The 20,734-nt window shown below is 34.8% G+C and carries 19 protein-coding genes; 15 read left to right on the forward strand and 4 right to left on the reverse strand.

Annotated elements, in window-relative coordinates:
• The first annotated feature begins 364 nt into the window (after positions 1 to 364).
• The 3 genes from RB619_RS13900 (at position 365) to RB619_RS13910 (ending at position 2,203) form a co-directional block, all read left to right on the forward strand.
• Positions 365 to 1,159, forward strand: coding sequence for an AraC family transcriptional regulator (locus RB619_RS13900; RefSeq protein ID WP_308098432.1), 795 nt, complete (start codon positions 365 to 367; stop codon positions 1,157 to 1,159).
• A gap of 257 nt (positions 1,160 to 1,416) precedes the next feature.
• On the forward strand, positions 1,417 to 1,839 hold the full coding sequence (locus RB619_RS13905) for a DoxX family protein (protein WP_308098434.1): 423 nt from the start codon (positions 1,417 to 1,419) through the stop codon (positions 1,837 to 1,839).
• A gap of 19 nt (positions 1,840 to 1,858) precedes the next feature.
• A complete protein-coding gene (locus RB619_RS13910) occupies positions 1,859 to 2,203 on the forward strand; it encodes a dimethylsulfonioproprionate lyase family protein (protein ID WP_308098437.1) in 345 nt (114 codons plus the stop codon).
• Between the two features lie 132 nt (positions 2,204 to 2,335).
• Here the strand turns inward: RB619_RS13910 and RB619_RS13915 are convergent, their stop codons facing one another.
• The 3 genes from RB619_RS13915 to RB619_RS13925 form a co-directional block, all read right to left on the reverse strand.
• Positions 2,336 to 3,313: a DUF1080 domain-containing protein gene (locus RB619_RS13915; protein ID WP_308098439.1), complete on the reverse strand. Its 978-nt coding sequence runs from the start codon at positions 3,311 to 3,313 to the stop codon at positions 2,336 to 2,338.
• Positions 3,314 to 3,425: 112 nt separating this feature from the next.
• Positions 3,426 to 3,869 carry a cupin domain-containing protein gene (locus tag RB619_RS13920; protein WP_308098441.1) on the reverse strand — a complete coding sequence of 148 codons (444 nt, stop codon included), beginning with the start codon at positions 3,867 to 3,869 and terminating at the stop codon, positions 3,426 to 3,428.
• Positions 3,870 to 4,083: 214 nt separating this feature from the next.
• Positions 4,084 to 5,520, reverse strand: coding sequence for a gluconokinase (locus RB619_RS13925; RefSeq protein WP_308098443.1), 1,437 nt, complete (start codon positions 5,518 to 5,520; stop codon positions 4,084 to 4,086).
• Between the two features lie 398 nt (positions 5,521 to 5,918).
• On the opposite strand from RB619_RS13925, the gene RB619_RS13930 reads away from it, so the two are divergent.
• From RB619_RS13930 to RB619_RS13975, 10 genes are all read left to right on the forward strand, one after another.
• A complete protein-coding gene (locus RB619_RS13930; protein ID WP_308098445.1) occupies positions 5,919 to 6,842 on the forward strand; it encodes an SMP-30/gluconolactonase/LRE family protein in 924 nt (307 codons plus the stop codon).
• A gap of 458 nt (positions 6,843 to 7,300) precedes the next feature.
• Positions 7,301 to 7,894, forward strand: coding sequence for a TetR/AcrR family transcriptional regulator (locus RB619_RS13935; RefSeq protein WP_308098447.1), 594 nt, complete (start codon positions 7,301 to 7,303; stop codon positions 7,892 to 7,894).
• Positions 7,895 to 8,138: 244 nt separating this feature from the next.
• Positions 8,139 to 9,353: an efflux RND transporter periplasmic adaptor subunit gene (locus tag RB619_RS13940; RefSeq protein ID WP_308098449.1), complete on the forward strand. Its 1,215-nt coding sequence runs from the start codon at positions 8,139 to 8,141 to the stop codon at positions 9,351 to 9,353.
• A 12-nt stretch (positions 9,354 to 9,365) separates the two neighbouring features.
• Positions 9,366 to 12,533: an efflux RND transporter permease subunit gene (locus tag RB619_RS13945; protein WP_308098451.1), complete on the forward strand. Its 3,168-nt coding sequence runs from the start codon at positions 9,366 to 9,368 to the stop codon at positions 12,531 to 12,533.
• A 320-nt stretch (positions 12,534 to 12,853) separates the two neighbouring features.
• Complete coding sequence (locus RB619_RS13950; protein ID WP_308098453.1) at positions 12,854 to 14,272, forward strand: TolC family protein; 1,419 nt, start codon at positions 12,854 to 12,856, stop codon at positions 14,270 to 14,272.
• 456 nt (positions 14,273 to 14,728) lie between these two features.
• The gene (locus RB619_RS13955) at positions 14,729 to 15,109 is read left to right on the forward strand and encodes a DoxX family protein (RefSeq protein WP_308098455.1); all 381 of its coding nucleotides are present in this window, start codon (positions 14,729 to 14,731) and stop codon (positions 15,107 to 15,109) included.
• 11 nt (positions 15,110 to 15,120) lie between these two features.
• Positions 15,121 to 15,330, forward strand: a complete 210-nt coding sequence (locus RB619_RS13960) for a hypothetical protein (protein WP_308098457.1) — start codon at positions 15,121 to 15,123, stop codon at positions 15,328 to 15,330.
• Between the two features lie 77 nt (positions 15,331 to 15,407).
• Complete coding sequence (locus tag RB619_RS13965; protein ID WP_308098459.1) at positions 15,408 to 15,782, forward strand: VOC family protein; 375 nt, start codon at positions 15,408 to 15,410, stop codon at positions 15,780 to 15,782.
• Between the two features lie 11 nt (positions 15,783 to 15,793).
• Complete coding sequence (locus tag RB619_RS13970; RefSeq protein ID WP_308098461.1) at positions 15,794 to 16,303, forward strand: DinB family protein; 510 nt, start codon at positions 15,794 to 15,796, stop codon at positions 16,301 to 16,303.
• Between the two features lie 35 nt (positions 16,304 to 16,338).
• Complete coding sequence (locus RB619_RS13975) at positions 16,339 to 16,806, forward strand: DUF1440 domain-containing protein (RefSeq protein WP_308098463.1); 468 nt, start codon at positions 16,339 to 16,341, stop codon at positions 16,804 to 16,806.
• A gap of 54 nt (positions 16,807 to 16,860) precedes the next feature.
• Here RB619_RS13975 and RB619_RS13980 read toward each other — a convergent pair whose 3' ends face one another.
• Entirely contained in the window at positions 16,861 to 17,028 is a 168-nt protein-coding gene (locus RB619_RS13980) for a DUF1328 family protein (protein ID WP_308098465.1), read from the reverse strand.
• Positions 17,029 to 17,292: 264 nt separating this feature from the next.
• Between RB619_RS13980 and RB619_RS13985 the strand changes: the two genes are divergently transcribed.
• Complete coding sequence (locus RB619_RS13985; RefSeq protein ID WP_308098467.1) at positions 17,293 to 18,372, forward strand: pesticidal protein Cry7Aa; 1,080 nt, start codon at positions 17,293 to 17,295, stop codon at positions 18,370 to 18,372.
• On the forward strand, positions 18,353 to 20,623 hold the full coding sequence (locus RB619_RS13990) for a glycosyltransferase (protein ID WP_308098469.1): 2,271 nt from the start codon (positions 18,353 to 18,355) through the stop codon (positions 20,621 to 20,623). Before RB619_RS13985 ends, RB619_RS13990 begins: the two co-directional genes overlap by 20 nt.
• Positions 20,624 to 20,734: the final 111 nt, after the last annotated feature.

Raw genomic sequence — 20,734 nt, forward strand, 5'->3', positions numbered from 1 at the left:
ATAAATATTAGTAGAACTATATTTAAATAAATAATTTACAATTTTTATCAAAAAAAATAAATTGCTGGCAATTTAATGAAAACCCAGCCCCAGCTCCGCAAAGTCTCCCTACTTTGCGTTTTTTTTATCAGTTCTCAAAAAATCAAACGTAATAAAAGTCTCCTGAATTTTCCCTAAATGCTTTTGATTCGTCAATCTTTGTCGAGCTAATTGTGGAGATTTCGCGAGCGTCTCGCTCGTGCACGCATTCCACATAAGTCTAAAAGGCACGAGCGAGACGCTCGCGCCAGCAATACAATACAATGCAATAAATAATTCAAATCTGAAATAAAAAAGTACTATTTTTGAGAAAATGGAATCGCAAATGATTGATATAAAAACATTTGATCAAGCAGAAGATTTACAAAACCCGAGACGTGTATTAAAATATGTGCTCCTATTCTGTACATCGGGTGAAATGACGCTTTCTGTTGATGAAAATGAATATACGATTACCAAAAATTCAGTCATTACCATCACTTCTGGTCAAATTCATTATATCAAAAACAGCAACAATGCAACCGGATTTGTTCTTGAATTTACTTATGATTTTTTCTGCAAAAATGATAACGACATCGAACTGATTTTTCACAATAGTTTGTTCTGTCATTTTGCAATGAATGAAGTAATTCAAGTTGATGACGAAAAACTGGTTGTTGATTCGCTACAACTTATTCAGCAAGAAATTATTGAAAAGCCTTATCAATACCTCATCTCTATTCATTCTAGAATCCAATTGATTTTAATTGAAATCAATCGTTCAAAAATAAAACTCGGAGAAGAAATCTATAAACCTGATGCTTTGTTTCTTCATTTTCTGGAAGCGATTCGAGGCAATTTCGATAAAAATCTTTCGGTTACAGAAATTGCCAATTTAATTGGAACTACGGAAGCCAAACTGAATGAACTCTCCAAACTGCATTGCAATAAAACTGCTCAAAACATCATCTACGGATTGATTATTTCTGAGGCAAAACGTTTGTTTACTTACGAGAAATTATCGGTTAAGGAAACGGCTTATGCTTTGGGTTTTAATGATCCTTTTTATTTTTCGAACTTCTTCAAAAAGCATACTAACATTTCTCCAAAATCTTATAAAGAGAAACTTGTTCAATTATAAGTGTTTTTTCTTTCGTTGCGAAAATTGCTCGCAAAGTCGCAGAGTCGCAAAGTTTTTTTTAAAACTTTATTATTAAAACTTTGCGACTCTGCGTCTTTGCGAGATTAAAAAATAAAGTACGACAAAAATTAACTTTGTTTTTATTACAACCAAATTATACACAAAACACTAATTACATGCTTTTTCCAAGATTCTCTATTCTTTAAAAAGCACCACTGCCTGATCTTTGTATCTGATTAATTACTAATAAGATAGTTATGAAAAGATATCAGGATTATGCCATTTTGCTTTTACGAATTGCAATGGCACTTGGATTTTTATCCGCCGTTTTGAGTCGGTTGGGATTGTTGGGAAGACAATCTTCTGGATGGGAAAATTTTCTGGCTTACACTGAACAAGTCAATTCTTTTTTACCTAAAAGTTTAATTCCGACAATTGCAATTGTCAGCACTTTTCTGGAATCACTATTTGCTGTTTTATTATTGATTGGCTATCAAACCAGAAAAACGGCTATAGGCGCTTCAATGCTAACTTTTTTGTTTGCGCTGGCAATGACGTATTCCTTCGGAATTAAAGATCCTCTTGATTATTCTGTATTTGTATTTTCTATGGGCGCTTTTCTTTTATCAACCACCGACAAATACCAATGGAGTTTGGACGAATACCTTTTAAAAAATTAATTAATAAAATTGAATTCATATGGAAACTAAAATCACAAAAAGCAATGAATTAGAGTGGAAACCGCTTCAAGAAGAAGGCATAAAAACAGACGGAATTTATGCTAAAGTCTTACGCTTCGATAAAACCACCAACCGACCTCCTACTTTTCTTTTAAAATTTGAACCCGGCGCTTCGTATCCTAATCACGTGCATCCCGCCGGCGAAGAAATCTACGTTCTCGAAGGCGAAGTTCGCTCCGGTAAAGACGAACTAAAAGCAGGCGATTATTTGTATATGCCTCCAGGAAGTACACATTCTGTATTTTCTAGAACTGGTTGTACACTCTTGTTTATGGTTCCGGAAGAAGTTCAGATTTTGAAATGATAATTTTATGTGTCGTTTTTGAAAACCGCTACGCAAAGTCTCCCGACTTTGCGTTTTTTTTTTATAAATCATCTTAAAATTTCAAAACGAAATAAAAGCCTCCTGCCTTTTACCTAAATCCTCTTTAACCTTTTAATTTTTCGCCGGAGTTATAATAATATTGCGATATTCCACAGGACCGTGATCTCCCTGAAGGAATATTGGTCCGGGCTCGGCTTCGTTGCTGTCTATAGCACCGCCAGTAATTCCAGGAATATTCTGATTGTTGATTACTGTTTTACCATTGGCAACAACCGTTACCATTCTACCAATTAGGGTAATATCGTACGTATTCCATTCGCCGGCTTCTTTGGCAACCATTTCATTGGGAATCAGCAGTCCGTAAATTGCTCCCATTTGATCCAGAGCAGGTTCCATTCCCTTACCGTCTGTTACCTGTACTTCATAACGACCACGAAGATACACGCCGCTATTACTGTGTTTTGGAATACGAAACTCTATATGAAGTTTAAAATCATTAAATTTTTCGTTGGTCACCAAATTAACACCCGATTTTGGACTGCGTAAAACACCATTTTCAACAACCCACTGACTAGTGCCTTCTGTATGCCAATCTTTTATTGAATTGCCATTGAGAAGATGAATCGGTTTGCCCCAAACAGGTGCAACAGCACGACGAAGTGTTGGAACACGAACACCAGTCCAGGTTTGAGTTTTTCCATCAACAGTTTGTAAGGTTCCGGATATTTTTTCACCTTCAATTTCGCCTTCTACACGAAGATCGTTGCTCCCTTTCTCCCATTGCTTTGGTATTGAAAAGCTAAATTTTCGATCCTGAACATGAATTTCAGATATTGGACGTGCACTGCCCACTACGCACATAAATTGTCCAACAAGCGTTTTTGGACCCGATCGCCTGATTTCGAGCCAAGCTGGCGCAGGTTTTCCGTCGACATCAATTGTAATGTCCCAATGGCCTTTTAAAGTATCTTTTTCAACTGCATAAAGATTGTTGCTGATTTGGCTAGCAAAAAGAGTCAATAACAAGCTAAATATCAAAATCTGGTTACGGAAATTTGTAAATGCTGTGGTTTTGGTTTTCTGGTTCATGTAGTTTTTTTGATATTAAAGATAATTAATTTTCAAAAGAAATCTATTTTGGAGTCAAATCTATAAGATTGAAAAAGTCTTTTTTAATTGTTTACCTAATAGCCGTGATATTTTACTTCAAATCCTTCTTAATCACCAAATATTTCAAATCGGTTTTTCCTGCATTGCTGATTCCGTGTTCTGCATTTGGCGGACAATAAAAACTTGTGTTTGGGCCGGCTGTAACGGTTTTTCCGTCAAGGAAGAATTCGGCTGTTCCTTCTAAAATGTAGAAGAATTCTTCTTCGGGATGGTGATGTGGTGCGTGAGTTGATTTCCCTGGTTCGACGATACTCATTTTGAGTGTGTTTTCCTGAGTGAAGTTTTTATCGGCAAACCAATATTGATAACCTACTTTTGTTTTTGTCGCTTTGGTTATGTCGAAATGGTTGACACAATTTTCAATTGTGTATTTGTTTTCTGCTGAAGCTGTTTCTTTTTTTACTTCTTGAGAAAAGGCTGTTTGTTGGAAGAATAAAACAGCTAGCGTGGTTTTTATGATAGTTGTTGGTTTCATTTTTTTTTGATGTAATGTTACGAAAAAATCCCTTTCGTTTAAACTGGACTGAAGTCCAGCCCTACAATATAAATCATTCCTTCGGAATTTTATTCCGTCAAAAAAAGAGCCAAAGGCTCGAGCTATTTTGTAGAGCTGGACTTCAGTCCAGTTTAATAACAGCAATAATTAATTTCTACGTTTTAATGCTTGTAATGCAAATTCATATTGGCTCTTAAAAATCCTTCAGTAAAGGATATACTTTTTTAAACTTGTTGAACGTAGCTTCATATGCACTTTTATTTTCCGGATTAGGAAAATAGGTTTTTCCGGTTTTGTTATCATCTGTGATCTCCTCGCCTAGTGATCTTAAACCTATAAGAACAGCTCCCCACGAAGATCCTTCGATAGTTTGCGAGGTTTCAACCTGCATCTGGAAAATATCAGCAACCATTTGGAGCCACAGTTCGCTTTTGCCAAATCCGCCGCTGGCCATCACTTTTGTTTCTTTTCTATGTTCGGGATTCGGAATTAAAATTTCTGTGATTTGGAACAATCCGAATAAAATTCCTTCTAAAGTGGCTCGTACCAAATGCGCTTGTGTATGCGTAATCTGCATTCCTAAAAGGGTTCCTTGAGCCGAGGCATCCCAAATTGGCGCTCGTTCTCCCAATAAATAAGGTACAAAAAGAAGTCCATCAGAACCTGCAGGAATTTCTGCAGCTTCTTCAATAAGAACTTCTAAAGATTGTGTTGTTTTTAGCAAAGTTTCTTTCAGCCATTGTAAAATTATCGCACCGTTATTGACAGCACCTAAAGTAAGATATTGATTGTCCATCAAATGATAACACTGCGTACGCATTTGATCGTCAAGATACGGTTTGTCAATGGGCAGTCGAACAGCTCCGCTTGTGCCAATCGTTAAAGCAATACAGTTTTTGTTCATGGCGCCTGTTCCAAGATTAGCTAATGCACCGTCGCCACCGCCCATTATATAAAGAAAATCATCTGAAATTCCTTTGCATTGGTGTGTGACTTCGCAAACTTTAGATAGTTGGTCTGGCTTTATGTTCAAGAAATCCAGAACTTCTTCGTCCCAATCTAAAGTATGAATATTTAACAATCCGGTTCCAGATGCCATGGAGGTATCTGTATAATATTCATTGGTCAAATGATGCCAGACATATTCTTTAATACTGATGAATTTATAAGTTTTGGAAAATAGTTCAGAGTCAAATTCTTTAAACCATGCAATTTTTGTCAAGGGAGAAAAAGGATGAATTGGTATTCCGGTTTTCTGATAAAAGTCTTTTCCTTGATCTGAGTTTTTAATTTTTTCAGCAATTCCTGCGGCTCTGTTATCTGCCCATAAAATAGCATCTGTTAGTGGTTTTCCATTTTCATCAATTGCAATAATACTTTGCATTGCCGAACTAAAACTGATAAACTGAGGCTCAATTCCTTTTGTAATCTCGTTAATACATTCCTTTACGGTTTGCAAAATTTCGTGCGGTTTTTGAACACTCCATTCCGGCTTGGGATGGTACATTTCGTAAGACTTAGCAATTTGTCGAAGCACATTTCCCTGTTTATCAAAACAAACGGCTTTTGTGGCTGTTGTTCCTATGTCAATGCCAATATACAATGCTTCCATATTATTTATTTGATTCATAAATTTAAAGTATAACAGAACTGATTCCCTGTGTCTCGCCACATACTTAAATTATTGATTAAGTGTTTTTTGAATTTGTCTCGTAAAAATATTACTTTCTACACGTAAAAAGGCCCCATATTAAATTTAAAATATTAAATAACTTTATTTTAAATTGCTAGGATAATTATGAAAAAGATAGCTTCTCGCCTAGCCCCGATAGAAGCGGTATCTCCCGATTTAGAAAAACAAGGCTTTTTAGCCGTAGTTTTTGTTAATCGGGAATATAGCGGATAGCGGGACTGAACGTTCTTTTGAAAATAGAATTTCTGCTCCTCAAAAGAATCTTAACCCAACTTTGCAGAATATCAGAAATAAAAACTACTTTTAAAACCACTTCAAAAGCAACTTTTTTTATAATGAATCAACGCCAACTTAAAACAAAATCACTCCTTTTATTTGTTGTTACTTTAACTTTTGTAAATTTTATAGCTGCTCAGGCAACAAAAGAAAAAAGTCTTTCCATAATGGCAAAAGGCGCAGTTCTCACAAAACTATCCGATCAATTCAGTTTTACGGAAGGCCCCGCGGCGGATAAGAAAGGAAATATTTATTTTACGGATCAGCCCAATAATAGAATCATGAAATGGTCAGTTAATGGCGAACTTTCTGTTTTTATGGAAAATGCAGGAAGAGCTAACGGTTTGTATTTTGATCACGCAGGCAATCTTTTGGCTTGCGCCGATGAAAAAAATGAGCTTTGGAAAATAGACCAAAACAAAAATTATACTGTAGTATTAAACAACTTTGAAGGAAAAAGGCTGAATGGTCCCAATGATCTTTGGGTTGACCCAAAAGGCGGAATCTATTTTACAGATCCTTTTTACCAAAGAGATTACTGGAAACATACCTCTAAAGAAATTGAGAAAGAATGTGTTTATTATTTATCTCCGGATAAATCTAAAATTACCAACGTTGGGAATGATCTTGTAAAACCTAATGGCATTATTGGTACTTCGGATGGAAAAACCTTATACGTAGCAGATATAGGAGCAAATAAAACGTACTCTTTTACAATCGAAAGTAATGGTTCTTTAGGCAAAAAAACGCTGTTTACTGAATCAGGTTCAGATGGAATGACAATAGACGCGTCCGGAAATATTTATTTGTGCGGAAAAGGAGTTACTATATTCAATCCGCAAGGAGAAAAAATAGCTCATATTGACGTTCCTGAACCTTGGACAGCTAACGTTTGTTTTGGAGGAAAAAAATTAAAAACATTATTTATTACTGCTGGTAAAAGTGTTTATACGATAGAAATGAATGTTCGAGGAATGAAATAAGCAATAAATCATCGATTTATTATCGATTTTTCACAATCTTGTCATTTCGAGGAACGAGAAATCTTCGCAAGAAACTCCGTAATCTAAATCGATAATCTTTGTCGAGCTACTTGTGAAGATTTCTCGTTCCTCGAAATGACAAACTTTGTGATAAACTTTGACAAAGTTCTAATGAAAAAAATTATGTTCTCTCCTAGCCCCGATCGAAATGGCATCTTTTTGTGGTCTCGTTAAAAAACGAGACCACAAAAAATATAATGTAGAGCGGGACAAAACGTTCTTAAAAACGAAAAATGTCCTGCTTCTAAAAAACATTAAAAGCGAAAACCTCAATAAATTCAAGGCTTCCTAATCCATCTATGGAACAATAAGAAAATATTATGATAAAAATATTTCATAATTAGAAAAACCGCCATACATTTGCCTAACAGTGTTAAACAATTTAATACTTAATCAAAATGGCTAGTAAAGATCGAATTTTAAGACAAAAAGAAGAGACAAGAAGTAACATTCTTGGGGCTGCTTATGACATCGTGAAAGAAGACGGCTGGAATGGTTTGAGTATGCGCAAAATTGCTGACAGAATTGAATATACTGCTCCAATTATTTACGAATACTTTTCTAATAAAGATGCTATATTGACCGAATTGACTGGTCAAGGGTTTATTAAACTGGCAAAAGAATTAGAAAAAGCGAAAGCAAAATTTGAAAAACCTGAAGAACAATTAGAAGCCATGTGGATGGCCTATTGGGATTTTGCCTTTACAGATACCGAAATGTATCAGGTAATGTTTGGGGTTCAGATGAATTGCTGTTCGCAACAATGTTCGCTTTCAGATTCACCTTATATGATGTTTACAGCAGTTATTGCTGAAGTCATGAAAGACAGTAATCCGGATCAGGAAATTATTAAACAAAAGTATTTTACTTTCTTTTCTATTATTCATGGTTTGATTGCGATCAACATTATTAACAGAAACGGAGCATTAGAAAGTATAAACAATCAAATTTTGAAAGACGCCATTGGCGGTATCATTAAATCGATACAATAAAAAAATTTTCATTTTTACTTAACAGTGGTAAATAATTTAATTGGATAATATAAAATCCTTTTTTTTATAACGATAACTTAACACTGTTAGAAAATTTAATCTAAGTAATTTCGAGTTTTTTTACTCTTTTACTTAACAGTGATAAATAATTTAATACCGATTTAAAAAGAATTGAAAAAAGTTTAAAACAAGGAAATTTGCGCAATCTCACTTAACAACGTTAGAAAATTTAATATTATTAAATATGAATCCCGAGAATTTCAGAATACCACAATTTTTTAAAAGAAATGTTCAACCAATTAAAACCACAATGAAAATGAAAAATGTAATTATAACCAGTTTTATTCTGGCATTAGTATTAAGCAGCTGTGCTGATAAAAATCAGGCACCTACTGCTCCACCTCCGCCGGTTTTACCTGTGTTGGCCATCACGAGCGCAAATACAACTACTGACGCTGAATATCCAGCAGCAATACAAGGAACTGTTGACGTTGAAATTCGCCCACAAGTAAGCGGAAACCTAGAAAGAGTTTATGTTGACGAAGGTTCTTACGTAAGTAAAGGACAGACTTTATTTAAAATAAACGAACGTCCATTCCGTGAGCAGTTAAACAATGCTTTGGCTAGTCTTCACGCTGCAGAAGCGGCTTTGATCAACGCTAATTTAGAAGTTGATAAATTGACACCATTAGTTCAGAACAAAGTAGTTTCTGATTATCAGTTAAAAACAGCTAAAGCTTCTCAAAAAATTGCTGCTGCAAATATTGAGCAAGCAAAAGCAATGGTTGGTTCTGCTAAAATTAATTTAGGATATACGAATGTAACAGCCCCTGTTAGTGGCTACATCGGAAGATTGCCTAAAAAACAAGGAAGTTTAGTTTCTGCTTCTGATGTTGAAGCGTTAACCACTTTATCTGATGTTCATGAAGTATTTGCTTATTTCTCTTTAGGCGAAACAGATTTCATCAACTTTAAAGCACAATATGCTGGAAGTTCACTTGGTGATAAAATCAAAAAACTTCCTCCAGTTACTTTGATTTTGGCTGATAACAACGCTTATCCTCAAACCGGAAAAATCGATATGGTTGACGGACAGTTTGACAAAACTACAGGAGCGATCACGATTAGAGCAACTTTCCCAAATGCAAACGGAACATTACGTTCTGGAAACACAGGAAGAATTCGTTTAGGATTAAACCACGACGATGCGATTTTAGTTCCGCAAGCGGCTACTGTTGAAATGCAGGATAAAGTATTTGTTTTCACTGTAGGTAAAGACAACAAAGTGACTAAAATGCCTATTACAGTTGTAGGTAAAAGCGGTACCAATTATTTAATTAAAGAAGGTGTAAAAACGGGTGACCAAATCGTGTTAAGCGGTATTGACAAACTTCAGGATGGACAAGCGATTCAGCCAGAAAAATCAACTAAAGTTGCTCAAGTAACTAATCAAAAATAATTCAAAAAGAAAATGTTCAAAATATTTATACAAAGACCTGTACTCGCAACCGTAATTTCCATTTTATTGGTAATTCTAGGAGTATTGGGTTTAACTAAACTGCCTTTACAACAGTTTCCTGATATTGCGCCTCCATCGGTTTTGGTAACGGCGGTATATCCTGGAGCTAACGCAGAAACGGTTTTACGTTCTGTGGCACCTTCGATCGAAGAATCTATAAATGGTGTAGAAAACATGACTTACATGAGTTCTACAGCGAGTAACGACGGTACTTTGGCCATTACTGTTTTCTTTAAACTAGGAACTGATGCCGACCAAGCTGCGGTAAACGTACAAAACAGAGTTGCTCAAGCAACCAGCCAGCTTCCTGCCGAGGTTGTACAACAAGGTATTGTTACGGCGAAACAACAAAACAGTTTCATCATGGCAATTGGTATGTACACTGATGATGAATCAAAATACGATCAGACGTTTGTTGCCAACTATGCACAAATCAATATTATTCCAGAACTAAAACGTATTCCGGGTGTGGGTTCTGCCAGTATTTTTGGTGGTGTAAAAGATTATTCGATGCGTGTTTGGTTGAATCCAACACAAATGTCAACTTATAAAGTGACGCCAAGCGAAGTTATGGGCGCGATTCAAGACAAAAGTTTGGAAGCGGCTCCGGGTAAATTTGGAGAGCGAAGCAAAGAAGTTTTTGAATACGTTATTAAATACAAAGGTAAATTAACTAAACCAGAAGATTACGAAAATATCGCGATACGATCTAATGCAGATGGCTCAGTACTTCGCTTAAAAGATGTAGCACGAGTTGAACTTGGTGCTTACTCTTACAACAGTTTAACGCGTTTAAATGGTAAAAAAGGAATTGTAATTGGGGTTATTCAGTTAGCTGGATCTAACTCAAATGATATTCAGATTGCCATTAACAAAATGATGGAAAAAGCTTCTAAAGATTTTCCTAAAGGCATCAAACACAATATTTTCTATAGTACAAAAGTATCGCTTGACCAATCGATTGAACAAGTTGAGCACACTTTACTAGAAGCTTTTATACTTGTATTTATTGTGGTATTTATCTTCTTGCAAGATTTTAGATCAACATTAATCCCGGCTATTGCTGTACCTGTAGCAATTTTAGGAACGTTCTTCTTCATGCAGTTATTCGGATTTTCGATCAACCTTTTAACACTTTTCGCATTAATTCTGGCGATTGGTATTGTGGTCGATGATGCCATTGTGGTAGTCGAAGCGGTGCATGCGAAAATGGAGCACAAACGTTTGTCTCCAAAAATCGCAACCCATGAAGCAATGCACGAAATAACGGGTGCTATTATCTCGATTACGCTGGTAATGGCTGCTGTATTCCTGCCGGTTGGTTTTATGGAAGGCTCAACAGGAGTTTTCTATCGTCAGTTTGCCTTTACGATGGCAATTGCAATTGTAATTTCGGCAGTAAATGCCTTAACATTGAGTCCGGCGCTTGCGGCATTATTTTTAAAAGATAATCACGGAGCACATGATCACAATGAACCTTATGTAAAAAAAGGATTTAAAGAGAAATTCTTTACCGCTTTTAACAGCAGTTTTGAATCGTTGACAAATCGTTACGTTGGCGGACTTAAATTCTTAATCAGAAGAAAATGGTTGAGTATGGGCGGATTAGCTTTGATTGTTGTAGCAACTGTTGTAATGGTTAAAACGACTCCTGCAGGATTTATCCCGACAGAAGATCAAGGATTTATCGCGATTGCTGTAAATACGCCATCTGGAACATCATTAGACGGAACTCAAAAAGTAATGACGGAAGCTGAAAACACTTTAAGAGGTTTAGACGCTTCAAGATTCGTAACCGCGATTTCAGGTTTCAACTTATTGACGAATTCTACAAGTCCATCTTCAGCAGTAGTTTTCGTATTGCTTAAACCAAACGAAGAGCGTGGCGAAGTAAAAAATATTGACGAAATCATGAATCAGGTTCGTGGCAAACTGGGAGCTATTTCTGGCGGAAGTTTCTTCGTATTCAGTTTCCCAACTGTTCCTGGATTTAGTAACGTTGAGGCTTTAGATTTAGTTCTGCAAGATAAAACAGGAGGAAAACTGGATAAATTCAGTGGTATTTCTCAAAATTTTATCGGCGAATTAATGAAACGTCCTGAAATTGCAGTTGCCTTTACTTCTTTCAAAGCCGATTATCCACAATTGCAATTGGAAGTTAACGACGAAAAAGCAAATCAGTTAGGCGTAAATGTAAAAGACATTTTACAAACGATGCAGGCATATTTCGGTAGCGCACAAGCATCTGATTTTAACCGATTTGGTAAATATTACCGAGTAGTTGTTCAGGCTGATATCGAAGACAGAGCCGATCCAACAGCAATTGACAGAGTTTTTGTAAAAAACAAAACGGGCGAAATGGTACCAATAAATACTTTAGTAAAACTGACTCGTATTTATGGTTCTGAAACCGCTTCACGATACAATTTATTTAACTCAATTTCTATTAATGCCATTCCGAAACCAGGATTTAGTTCAGGAGATGCCATTAAAGCAATTGAAGAAGTAGCAGCACAACAATTACCTGCAGGTTACGGGTTTGAATTCTCGGGCCAAACGCGTGAGGAGATTTCATCTGGAGGACAATCTGCAACTATATTCTTACTGTGTTTGATATTCGTTTATTTCCTACTTGCTGCACAGTACGAAAGTTACATTTTGCCTTTGGCAGTAATCTTATCAATCCCTGCAGGTATTTTTGGAGTATTCGTAGCTATTGGTTTAACTGGCATTGAAAATAACATTTATGTACAAGTTGCATTAGTAATGTTAATTGGTCTGCTCGCCAAAAATGCCATTCTGATCGTCGAATTTGCCGTCCAGAAACGAAAATCGGGACAAGCGTTAATTCGAGCTTCAATCGATGCAGCCAAATTACGTTTGCGACCAATTATCATGACGTCACTTGCCTTTATTGTTGGTTTAATACCAATGATGAGTGCCACAGGACCATCAGCTCAAGGTAACCACTCTATTAGTATTGGTGCCGCCGGAGGTATGATTTCAGGAGTAATTCTAGGTTTGTTCATCATCCCTGTTTTATTCATCATCTTCCAGCATTTACAAGAAAGGGTTTCTGGAAAACCAGTTGCCGTAATTCATAACGAAGAAGAAAAATAATAAATGGAAAACTATATCACAACCATACTTGTAGCCATCATATTTGGCATCGGATATATATCGTACAGAATCTCAAAAGATCTAGAAACTAGAAAAGATACTTGTACAGAAATATAATCTGTTGAAAAAAAATATTTTAACACATAGAAACATAGATTTCTTATTTCGAAAAAAGAGAATAAAAGAAACTAGTTTCAACACATAGAAAACTATGTGTATTTAAAATAAGTGAAACGCCTTTTTTTAAATTCTCAAAAAACTATGTTTCTATGTGTTTAAAAAATACACCCAACGGATAAAAAATTTTAATAAAAAACTAAATGAAAAATCATATAGCAAAAATCGTGGTCTTCGCCATTCTGATCACGACCTTAATATCCTGTAAAGTGTCGAAGGATATTGAAACTCCAAAAGATGCATTTCCTGAGAATTTCAGGAATGCATCAGTTTCGAGTGATACAACAAGTATTGCCGATGTGGAGTGGAAAAACTTCTTTACCGAAAAAGATATTATCAAATTGATCGACAGCGCCGTTGCGAGAAACAACGATTTGCAGATTGCCGAAAAGAACATCGAAATTGCACAATACCGTTTTACACAGTCAAAATGGGGAAATGTGCCTCAGGTTAATTTATTTGTAAACGCAAGCACAAGTAATCCGTCTGACAATAGTTTTACAGGATTAAACTTAAACCAAGCAATTGGAGCGAAACATATTGATGATTATTCTGCTGGAGCTTCGCTTTCTTGGGAAGCGGATATTTGGGGAAAAATCAGAAATCAGAAAAAAGGCGCTTTCGCAGGATATTTACAATCTGCTGAAGTTAAGAAAGCTTTGCAGACGAATATTGTTGCTAATGTTTCTAGAGGATATTACAATCTTTTGATGCTGGATGCGCAATTGGATATTGCCAGACAAAATCTTCGTTTAAATGATAGTACAACTAATATTATCAAATTAAAATACGATGCTGGTCAGGTAACTTCATTGGCAATTCAACAATCGGAAGCGCAGAAATTAAACTCAGCGCAATTAATTCCGTTATTGGAACAAAACATTTCGATTCAGGAAAATGCTTTGAGTGTTTTGACAGGTTCGTTTCCTGATTCCAAAGAAAGAACAATTCGTTTAAGCGCTATTGAAGTTAAAAACAATAACGCAATCGGAATTCCTTCTTCATTAGTAAGCAGAAGACCAGATGTGAAAAGTGCTGAATTAGCGCTAAAAGTGGCAAACGCAAACGTAGGAATCACAAAAGCCGATTTATATCCAGCTTTAAGAATCACTGCTCAAGGTGGCGTAAACTCTTTCGAAACCAGTAATTGGTTCAACATTCCAGCTTCTTTATTCGGAACTGTTGCGGGAGGTTTAACCCAACCACTTTTGAATAATAAAAAACTAAAAACGCAATATAATATCGCTGTCGCGGAAAGAGAAAAAGCAGTTTTAGCTTTTAGACAATCTGTTTTGGTTGCCGTAAGTGAGGTTTCTGATGCTTTGGTTAAAGTAGAGAAATTACAACAACAGGAAACTTTTCTGAGAGAAAAAGTAAAAACCTTACAGCAAGCGATTAAAAATGCCAACCTTTTATTCAAAAATGGTATGGCAGAATATCTTGAAGTTTTAACCGCGCAGGCAAATTTATTGCAAAGCGAACTAGAACTTGCTGATATTAAAAGACAACAACTTACAGCTAACACAGATTTGTACCGCGCTTTAGGCGGAGGCTGGAAATAATACCCAATACCCGTTAATTATTTATTTTTTGAGATGAAAACGCTGTGAGACCTTTGGGTTTCATGGCGTTTTTTAGTTTTGACTTAACCACAAAGAACGCAAGGGTTTACGCAAAGGACGCAAAGTTTTTTGTTTCTTGCAGATTCTACACACAATCTTGTCATCCCGAGGAACGAGGGATCTCCACAAGTAGCTCTACAAAGATTGTCGATTTAGTTTGTGGAGCCACTATGCGCTCCTTCGACTCCGCTCAGGATGACAATCGTATGATAAGTCCACAAACTAACAACTAACAACTAACAACTAACAACTAACAACTAACAATTAACAACTAACAATTAAAATAAATCTTGTCCCAAATGACCCTAAAATAGTCTTAAAAATATATTCCATCAAAAAATTAAGAACACTACATTTGTAATACATTAACTAATAACTATTTAAAAACAAAACCACATGAAAAAAGCAAAAATTATTTTTTGGACAACAACAATTTTAATCTTTTTATTTGAAGGCGTAATGCCCGCGTTGACTTCACAGACAGAATTAGCAAAAGAAGGAATCAGACATCTAGGTTATCCGGAGTATTTTGGGAATGCATTAGTTGTTTTCAAAATATTGGGAGTTTTAGCGTTAGTTATTCCGCAAGTTCCAAAAAATGTAAAAGAATGGGCTTATGCCGGATTTGGATTTGATTTTATCTTTGCTTCAATCAGTCATTTTGCTGTTGACGGATTTAATTTTCAAAGCTTTTTCCCTTTAATTATTTTGCTGATTCTGGCAATCTCTTATATCTACTATCATAAAATAGAACGCTACAAAAACATAGCGTTATAAACTTTGAAATCATGATCGAGGTTTTCAAAACAAATGTTCAGGAAGTCGAGCAATCTATTTTGATTGTTGGGAAACTTCTTGAGCATTTCCCAGATAGCATAATCAATTTTGATTTAGAAGATTGCGATAAAATTTTGCGGATTCATGCCTCATCAATTTCAAATAGACAAATAATTGCGCTTCTTCATTCGTATGGTTTTCATTGCGAAGTTCTTCCGTAAATCATAATTTATTGATTTACAAAATAATACCTTAAAAATTTGTAATTTTAAAATCCTAATTTTTAAAATATCAAAAAATGAATATTCCTGCTGAACATCAAACGATAATGCCTTATTTGATTTTAAGAGGCGCATCAAAATTCATAGATTTTACAAAAACCGTTTTTGGCGCAAGTGAAACCAACACAAAATCTGTCCGCGAAGACGGAACAATCATGCATGCTGAAATTACCTTAGGCGGAAGCACTATTATGATTACAGACGAAATTACGGATTGGGCAAAACAAACTTCACACCTATTTGTTTATGTTCCAAATGCCGATGAAACCTATAAAAAAGCATTAGAAAATGGTGCAACAAGTTTAATGGGATTAAGTGATCAAGATTATGGCAGAACCTGCGGTGTTACAGATCCGTTTGGAAATGTCTGGTGGATCACATCTGTAATTTAAAAATTAAAATTATGAAGGCAGAAGTTCAAAAAAACATTGTAGAAACATTCAAAAAACTGAATGAAATACTTTCTTCTTTTTCGGAAGAAGAACTGAACCAAATTCCTTATCAAGGAAGCTGGACCGCGGGACAAACGGCACAGCATATTATTCTTGCATGCTCGGGTTTTCCTGAATTATTTGCAGGAAAAACACAAAAAACTATTCGGAAATACGATGATAATGTATTACAATTGGATGCTCTTTTTCTTGATTTTACAACTAAAATGAACGCACCAGATTTTCTAATACCAGAGAAAAAAGAGTACAGCAAAAATTCATTAACTTTATCTTTAATAAAAATAGAATCTGAATTGATTGAATCTGCAGAAAAATATGATCTAACCTTGACTTGCCTGGATTTTAACGTTCCTAGTTTTGAAAATTTCACCATTTTTGAATGGATTCATTTTGCACTTGTTCACACACAGCGACATACTTATCAATTAAATTCTATTCTAAAAACACTGACCAAAGTATAATTTAAAGCTTCAAAATCAACCAAAAACCTATTAATATGAAATCAAAAAGTGGCGCTATTTTTATAGCTGGATTAATTGCCGGAACATTAGACATTGTTGCAGCAATTACCATTTATGCAGGTATTCTAAACAAAACAACCGGAATTAAAATTTTACAGTCAATTGCTAGTGGTATCTTTAAAAAAGAAGCGTATAGCGGAGGCGCTCAAATGGCACTTTACGGCCTTTTACTTCATTATTTTATTGCTTTTACTTTTGCTTGGTTTTATTTTACCGTTTTTCCATATTTTTCATTTCTGAAAAAAAATACATTGCTCTCTGGAGTAATTTATGGCATATTTGTCTGGATCATTATGAATTTAGTTGTACTTCCTGTAGTGTTTCCAGTGCTTCCTGAAAAACATTTGGATTTTCCATTATTCTTATCTATTATAATTTTGATATTTTGTATCGGAATTCCAATTGCATTTATTCATAAAAAATATCAATCACTTCGAAGCTGATTTTAAAAAATAAAAAAAACGCGAAACCAACTATTTTGATTTCGCGTTTTTCATTTAATGCGATATTGTTATTCGTCCTATTATTACAGTAATAGTAGTCAATATAAAAAAAATAAAGAAAAACAATTGCGCAATACCCTCGAATCCGCTCTCAATTCCTCCAAAACCAAATATTCCGGCAATAACTGTCAGAAAAACAAAACTTACTGTCCAATGTGACATAAGGCATCTTTTTTACTTGAAACATTCCTTTTAATACTCGCTTTAATCTTTTGCAAAAGTCACTTCTTATTTCTTTTCATATGAACTTTAGAAGTTTTTTTATAGACATAATAAGCTAAAAATGAAAACACTGGAGCAATGTTTTATAATTCAATTTTTGTCTTTACAAAATTCCCATTTATAAGTGATTGAGTTATTTTTTTGATCGATTGGATCAATTGTCCCTCTGTTTCTAAAGTAATTTTAGATGAAAATTGAAAAAGTATGGAAATTGTAGCTTCAAAAAGCTTAACCGCTGTAAAACATGGTGTCATTTTAGAGAAAACAGAACGAGCTTTTGAAGAACTTGGTGTTCTAAATCCGGCTATTTATCAAGATGGCAACAACGTTCATATGTTTTATAGAGCTGCAAAAAGAGGAAATTTTTCAACTATAGGCTATTGTCGATTTGAAGGCCCAAAAAATTTAGTAGAACGCCATACAGAACCTTTTTTTGTTCCCGAATACATTTATGAAATTCATGGTGTTGAAGATCCAAGAGTTGTAAAAATTGACGATAAATTCTACATGACCTATGTTACATATGACGGAATCAATGCGTGTGGTGCTTTGGCAACATCAAAAGATTTGACTTCTTTTAAAAAGAAAGGAATCATTACTCCTAAATTTATTTTAAACGAATTTACAAATCTGATACGCAAACACTTACAAATTCCAAGCATTGCAAAAATATTAGCTTTCAATACAGCAAGAAATTATCCGCTGACAGAAACAATGAAAGAAAATTTATATGTCTGGGATAAAAATGTAGTTCTTTTTCCTAAAAAAATTGACGGAAAATTCATAGCTTTACATAGATTATTTCCTTCGATTCAAATATTTTCTTTTGAAAAAAAAACCGATCTGACGGTTGAATTTTGGAAAGACTACATCAAAAACTTACCAGACCATATTATTCTGGAACCAAAATATGAACATGAAACCAGTCATATTGGTCCAGGTGCCCCGCCCATTGAAACTGAAGACGGTTGGTTGTTAATTTATCACGCTGCCGAAAAACGTGAAAAGGGTCTTGTTTATCATGCATGCGCCGCTTTATTGGATTTAAAAGATCCCTCAAAAGTACTGTCACGATTAACAAAACCAATTATTACGCCTTCAGAACATTATGAAAGACACGGTTATGTAAATTATGTGGTCTTCCCCACCGGAACTGCCATTTTTGATGACCTTCTTTATATTTATTACGGTGCCGCCGATGACAAAATTGCGGTGGCTTCATTGAACCTCAACGACTTATTAACTGAATTAAAACAGAATTCCCATGAAGACGATATCCAATAAATCCAAAATAGTTTTTTTATCTACTTTCCCGCCAACGCAATGTGGCATAGCAACTTATACACAGGATACCATCAAAGGAATCACAGATGTTTACGGTAAATCGATCAAATGCGAAATTTGTGAACTTGTCGATAAGCCAAAAGAAAAACCTACACAAGCATTTACTTTAAACACAAAAAACAGAGAAGAATATGCTAAAGTTGCAGAAGAAATCAATAATGATGAAACTGTGAAACTAGTTCATATTCAGCATGAATTTGGTTTGTTTTCAGGAAATTATGGAGATTATCTTTTAGACTTTTTAAATGCGATCAAAAAGCCGGTGACTTTTACCTTTCACAGCGTAATCCCTACTCCAAATAATGAATTGAAAACGTTCGTAAAATTATTATTGAGTTACAGTAATTCGGTTTTTGTGATGACAAACAAATCAAAAGAAATTTTGATCAACGATTATGAAATCGACGAAAAAATAATCACTTGCGTACCACACGGAACTCACATTGTTGTTTATGAAACTCCAGCTCAGGCAAAAGAAAAATTAAATATTGCGGATCGATTAGTGCTTTCAACTTTCGGACTTTTGGGCGAAGGAAAAAATATCGAAACTGGTTTACAGGCGCTTCCAAAAATTATTGAAAAAGCACCAAATGCCTTGTATTTAATTATTGGTAAAACACACCCAAATTTAATTAAAGATGGCGTTGATGCTTACCGTGATAAACTGGAAGGAATTGTTGCAGATTTAAAACTAGAAAATAACGTTCGTTTTGTGAATCAATATTTAGATACGGATGCACTTTTAGAATATCTGAAAGCAACCGATATTTATATGTTTACTTCTAAAGATCCAAATCAGGCAGTAAGCGGCACTTTTGCTTATGCGATGAGTTGCGCTTGTCCAATTGTAGCTTCAAAAATTCCGCATACAAAAGAAGTCTTAACGTCAGATTCAGGAATATTAGTTGATATTGGAAATGTTGATCAATTTGCAGAAGCAGCAATTAAACTAATTTCTGACGAAAATTTACGACACGAAATGGGGATCCAATCGTTTACTAAAATGCGCGCATCTTCTTGGGAAAACGCCGCCATTACACATATTAATACCTATAAAAAATTAATTGAAAATCCGTCAGAAATCAAACACAGTTATCCGGCAATTCAATTAAATCATATCAAAAAATTGACCACAGAACTTGGAATTATTCAATTCAGTAAAATTTCTATTCCGGATTTAGATTCAGGATATACTTTAGATGATAATGCTAGAGCATTAATTGCTTTTTGTATGCATTATAGATTAACTCAAGATAAAGATGATTTAGCTTATATTTTAATCTATTTAGATTTTATTCAACGTTGTCAAAAACCAAAAGGCGATTTCATCAATTATGTAGATCAGGAAAACCGTGAGCATATTGAACAAAATGCCGAGGTTAATTTAGAAGATTCAAATGCAAGAGCAATCTGGGCGCTCGGAACAGTAGTTTCTCTTTCAGATATTCTTCCTGAAGCTATTACTAAAAAAGCAACAAAATGTTTATTGAACTCTTTAAAATGGGCAGAGACTATTCAATCACCACGATCTATTGGCTTCGCAACAAAAGGTTTGTATTTATATCACACTGCAATTCCTAATTTGTACGTTGCGGCTATCATCAATAAGTTAAATGCAAAATTATTGGCTAATTATGAGGATACAGCTTCTGAAGACTGGCAATGGTTTGAAAATTATTTAACGTACGGAAATGGAGTTCTTCCAGAATCAATGCTTTACGCTTATTTAATTACCAATAAACCTATTTACAAAAAAGTAGCTTTAGACTCATTGGATTTCTTAATTTCTAAAACATTTGTAAATGGCAATTTTAAAGCAATTTCAAATCAAAGTTGGCATCATAAAGGTTCAGAACCAAGTCAATACGGCGAACAACCAATTGATGTTACCTATACAATTCAAACATTAAATAGTTTTTATGACGCGTTTAAAACACCGCACTACAAAAAGAAAATGAAAGCGGCGTTTAACTGGTTTTTAGGCAAAAATCATTTAAACCAAATTATGTACAATCCTGTAAGTGGCGGTGGTTATGACGGACTTGAAAAAGAAAATATCAATTTAAATCAAGGCGCTGAATCGACTGTATGTTTTATTACAGCACGATTATTAATGGAAAAATTAGCTTTATCACAGTCACGAGTTATTCCGCTAATGAAAACTCGAACTGGAATTGCAATCAATTCATAATGCAACGGCAAAGCTGACCAAAATTCTTTTTAAACCCTTAAAATCCCTTTCTTAATGAAAGGGATTTTTTGTTTTAAGCACTTGAAAACGTAGCTAAAACCGAATTATTGT

Source organism: Flavobacterium sp. LHD-80 (genome assembly GCF_030929605.1).
Lineage (GTDB): Bacteria > Bacteroidota > Bacteroidia > Flavobacteriales > Flavobacteriaceae > Flavobacterium.

What these genes read in the sequence shown, in the direction of transcription:
- RB619_RS13900 (WP_308098432.1), top strand. Translation starts at nt 365, where the DNA reads ATGATTGATATAAAAACATTTGATCAAGCAGAAGATTTACAAAACCCG.
- RB619_RS13905 (WP_308098434.1), top strand. Translation starts at nt 1,417, where the DNA reads ATGAAAAGATATCAGGATTATGCCATTTTGCTTTTACGAATTGCAATG.
- RB619_RS13910 (WP_308098437.1), top strand. Translation starts at nt 1,859, where the DNA reads ATGGAAACTAAAATCACAAAAAGCAATGAATTAGAGTGGAAACCGCTT.
- RB619_RS13915 (WP_308098439.1), bottom strand. Translation starts at nt 3,313, where the DNA reads ATGAACCAGAAAACCAAAACCACAGCATTTACAAATTTCCGTAACCAG.
- RB619_RS13920 (WP_308098441.1), bottom strand. Translation starts at nt 3,869, where the DNA reads ATGAAACCAACAACTATCATAAAAACCACGCTAGCTGTTTTATTCTTC.
- RB619_RS13925 (WP_308098443.1), bottom strand. Translation starts at nt 5,520, where the DNA reads ATGAATCAAATAAATAATATGGAAGCATTGTATATTGGCATTGACATA.
- RB619_RS13930 (WP_308098445.1), top strand. Translation starts at nt 5,919, where the DNA reads ATGAATCAACGCCAACTTAAAACAAAATCACTCCTTTTATTTGTTGTT.
- RB619_RS13935 (WP_308098447.1), top strand. Translation starts at nt 7,301, where the DNA reads ATGGCTAGTAAAGATCGAATTTTAAGACAAAAAGAAGAGACAAGAAGT.
- RB619_RS13940 (WP_308098449.1), top strand. Translation starts at nt 8,139, where the DNA reads ATGAATCCCGAGAATTTCAGAATACCACAATTTTTTAAAAGAAATGTT.
- RB619_RS13945 (WP_308098451.1), top strand. Translation starts at nt 9,366, where the DNA reads ATGTTCAAAATATTTATACAAAGACCTGTACTCGCAACCGTAATTTCC.
- RB619_RS13950 (WP_308098453.1), top strand. Translation starts at nt 12,854, where the DNA reads ATGAAAAATCATATAGCAAAAATCGTGGTCTTCGCCATTCTGATCACG.
- RB619_RS13955 (WP_308098455.1), top strand. Translation starts at nt 14,729, where the DNA reads ATGAAAAAAGCAAAAATTATTTTTTGGACAACAACAATTTTAATCTTT.
- RB619_RS13960 (WP_308098457.1), top strand. Translation starts at nt 15,121, where the DNA reads ATGATCGAGGTTTTCAAAACAAATGTTCAGGAAGTCGAGCAATCTATT.
- RB619_RS13965 (WP_308098459.1), top strand. Translation starts at nt 15,408, where the DNA reads ATGAATATTCCTGCTGAACATCAAACGATAATGCCTTATTTGATTTTA.
- RB619_RS13970 (WP_308098461.1), top strand. Translation starts at nt 15,794, where the DNA reads ATGAAGGCAGAAGTTCAAAAAAACATTGTAGAAACATTCAAAAAACTG.
- RB619_RS13975 (WP_308098463.1), top strand. Translation starts at nt 16,339, where the DNA reads ATGAAATCAAAAAGTGGCGCTATTTTTATAGCTGGATTAATTGCCGGA.
- RB619_RS13980 (WP_308098465.1), bottom strand. Translation starts at nt 17,028, where the DNA reads ATGTCACATTGGACAGTAAGTTTTGTTTTTCTGACAGTTATTGCCGGA.
- RB619_RS13985 (WP_308098467.1), top strand. Translation starts at nt 17,293, where the DNA reads ATGGAAATTGTAGCTTCAAAAAGCTTAACCGCTGTAAAACATGGTGTC.
- RB619_RS13990 (WP_308098469.1), top strand. Translation starts at nt 18,353, where the DNA reads ATGAAGACGATATCCAATAAATCCAAAATAGTTTTTTTATCTACTTTC.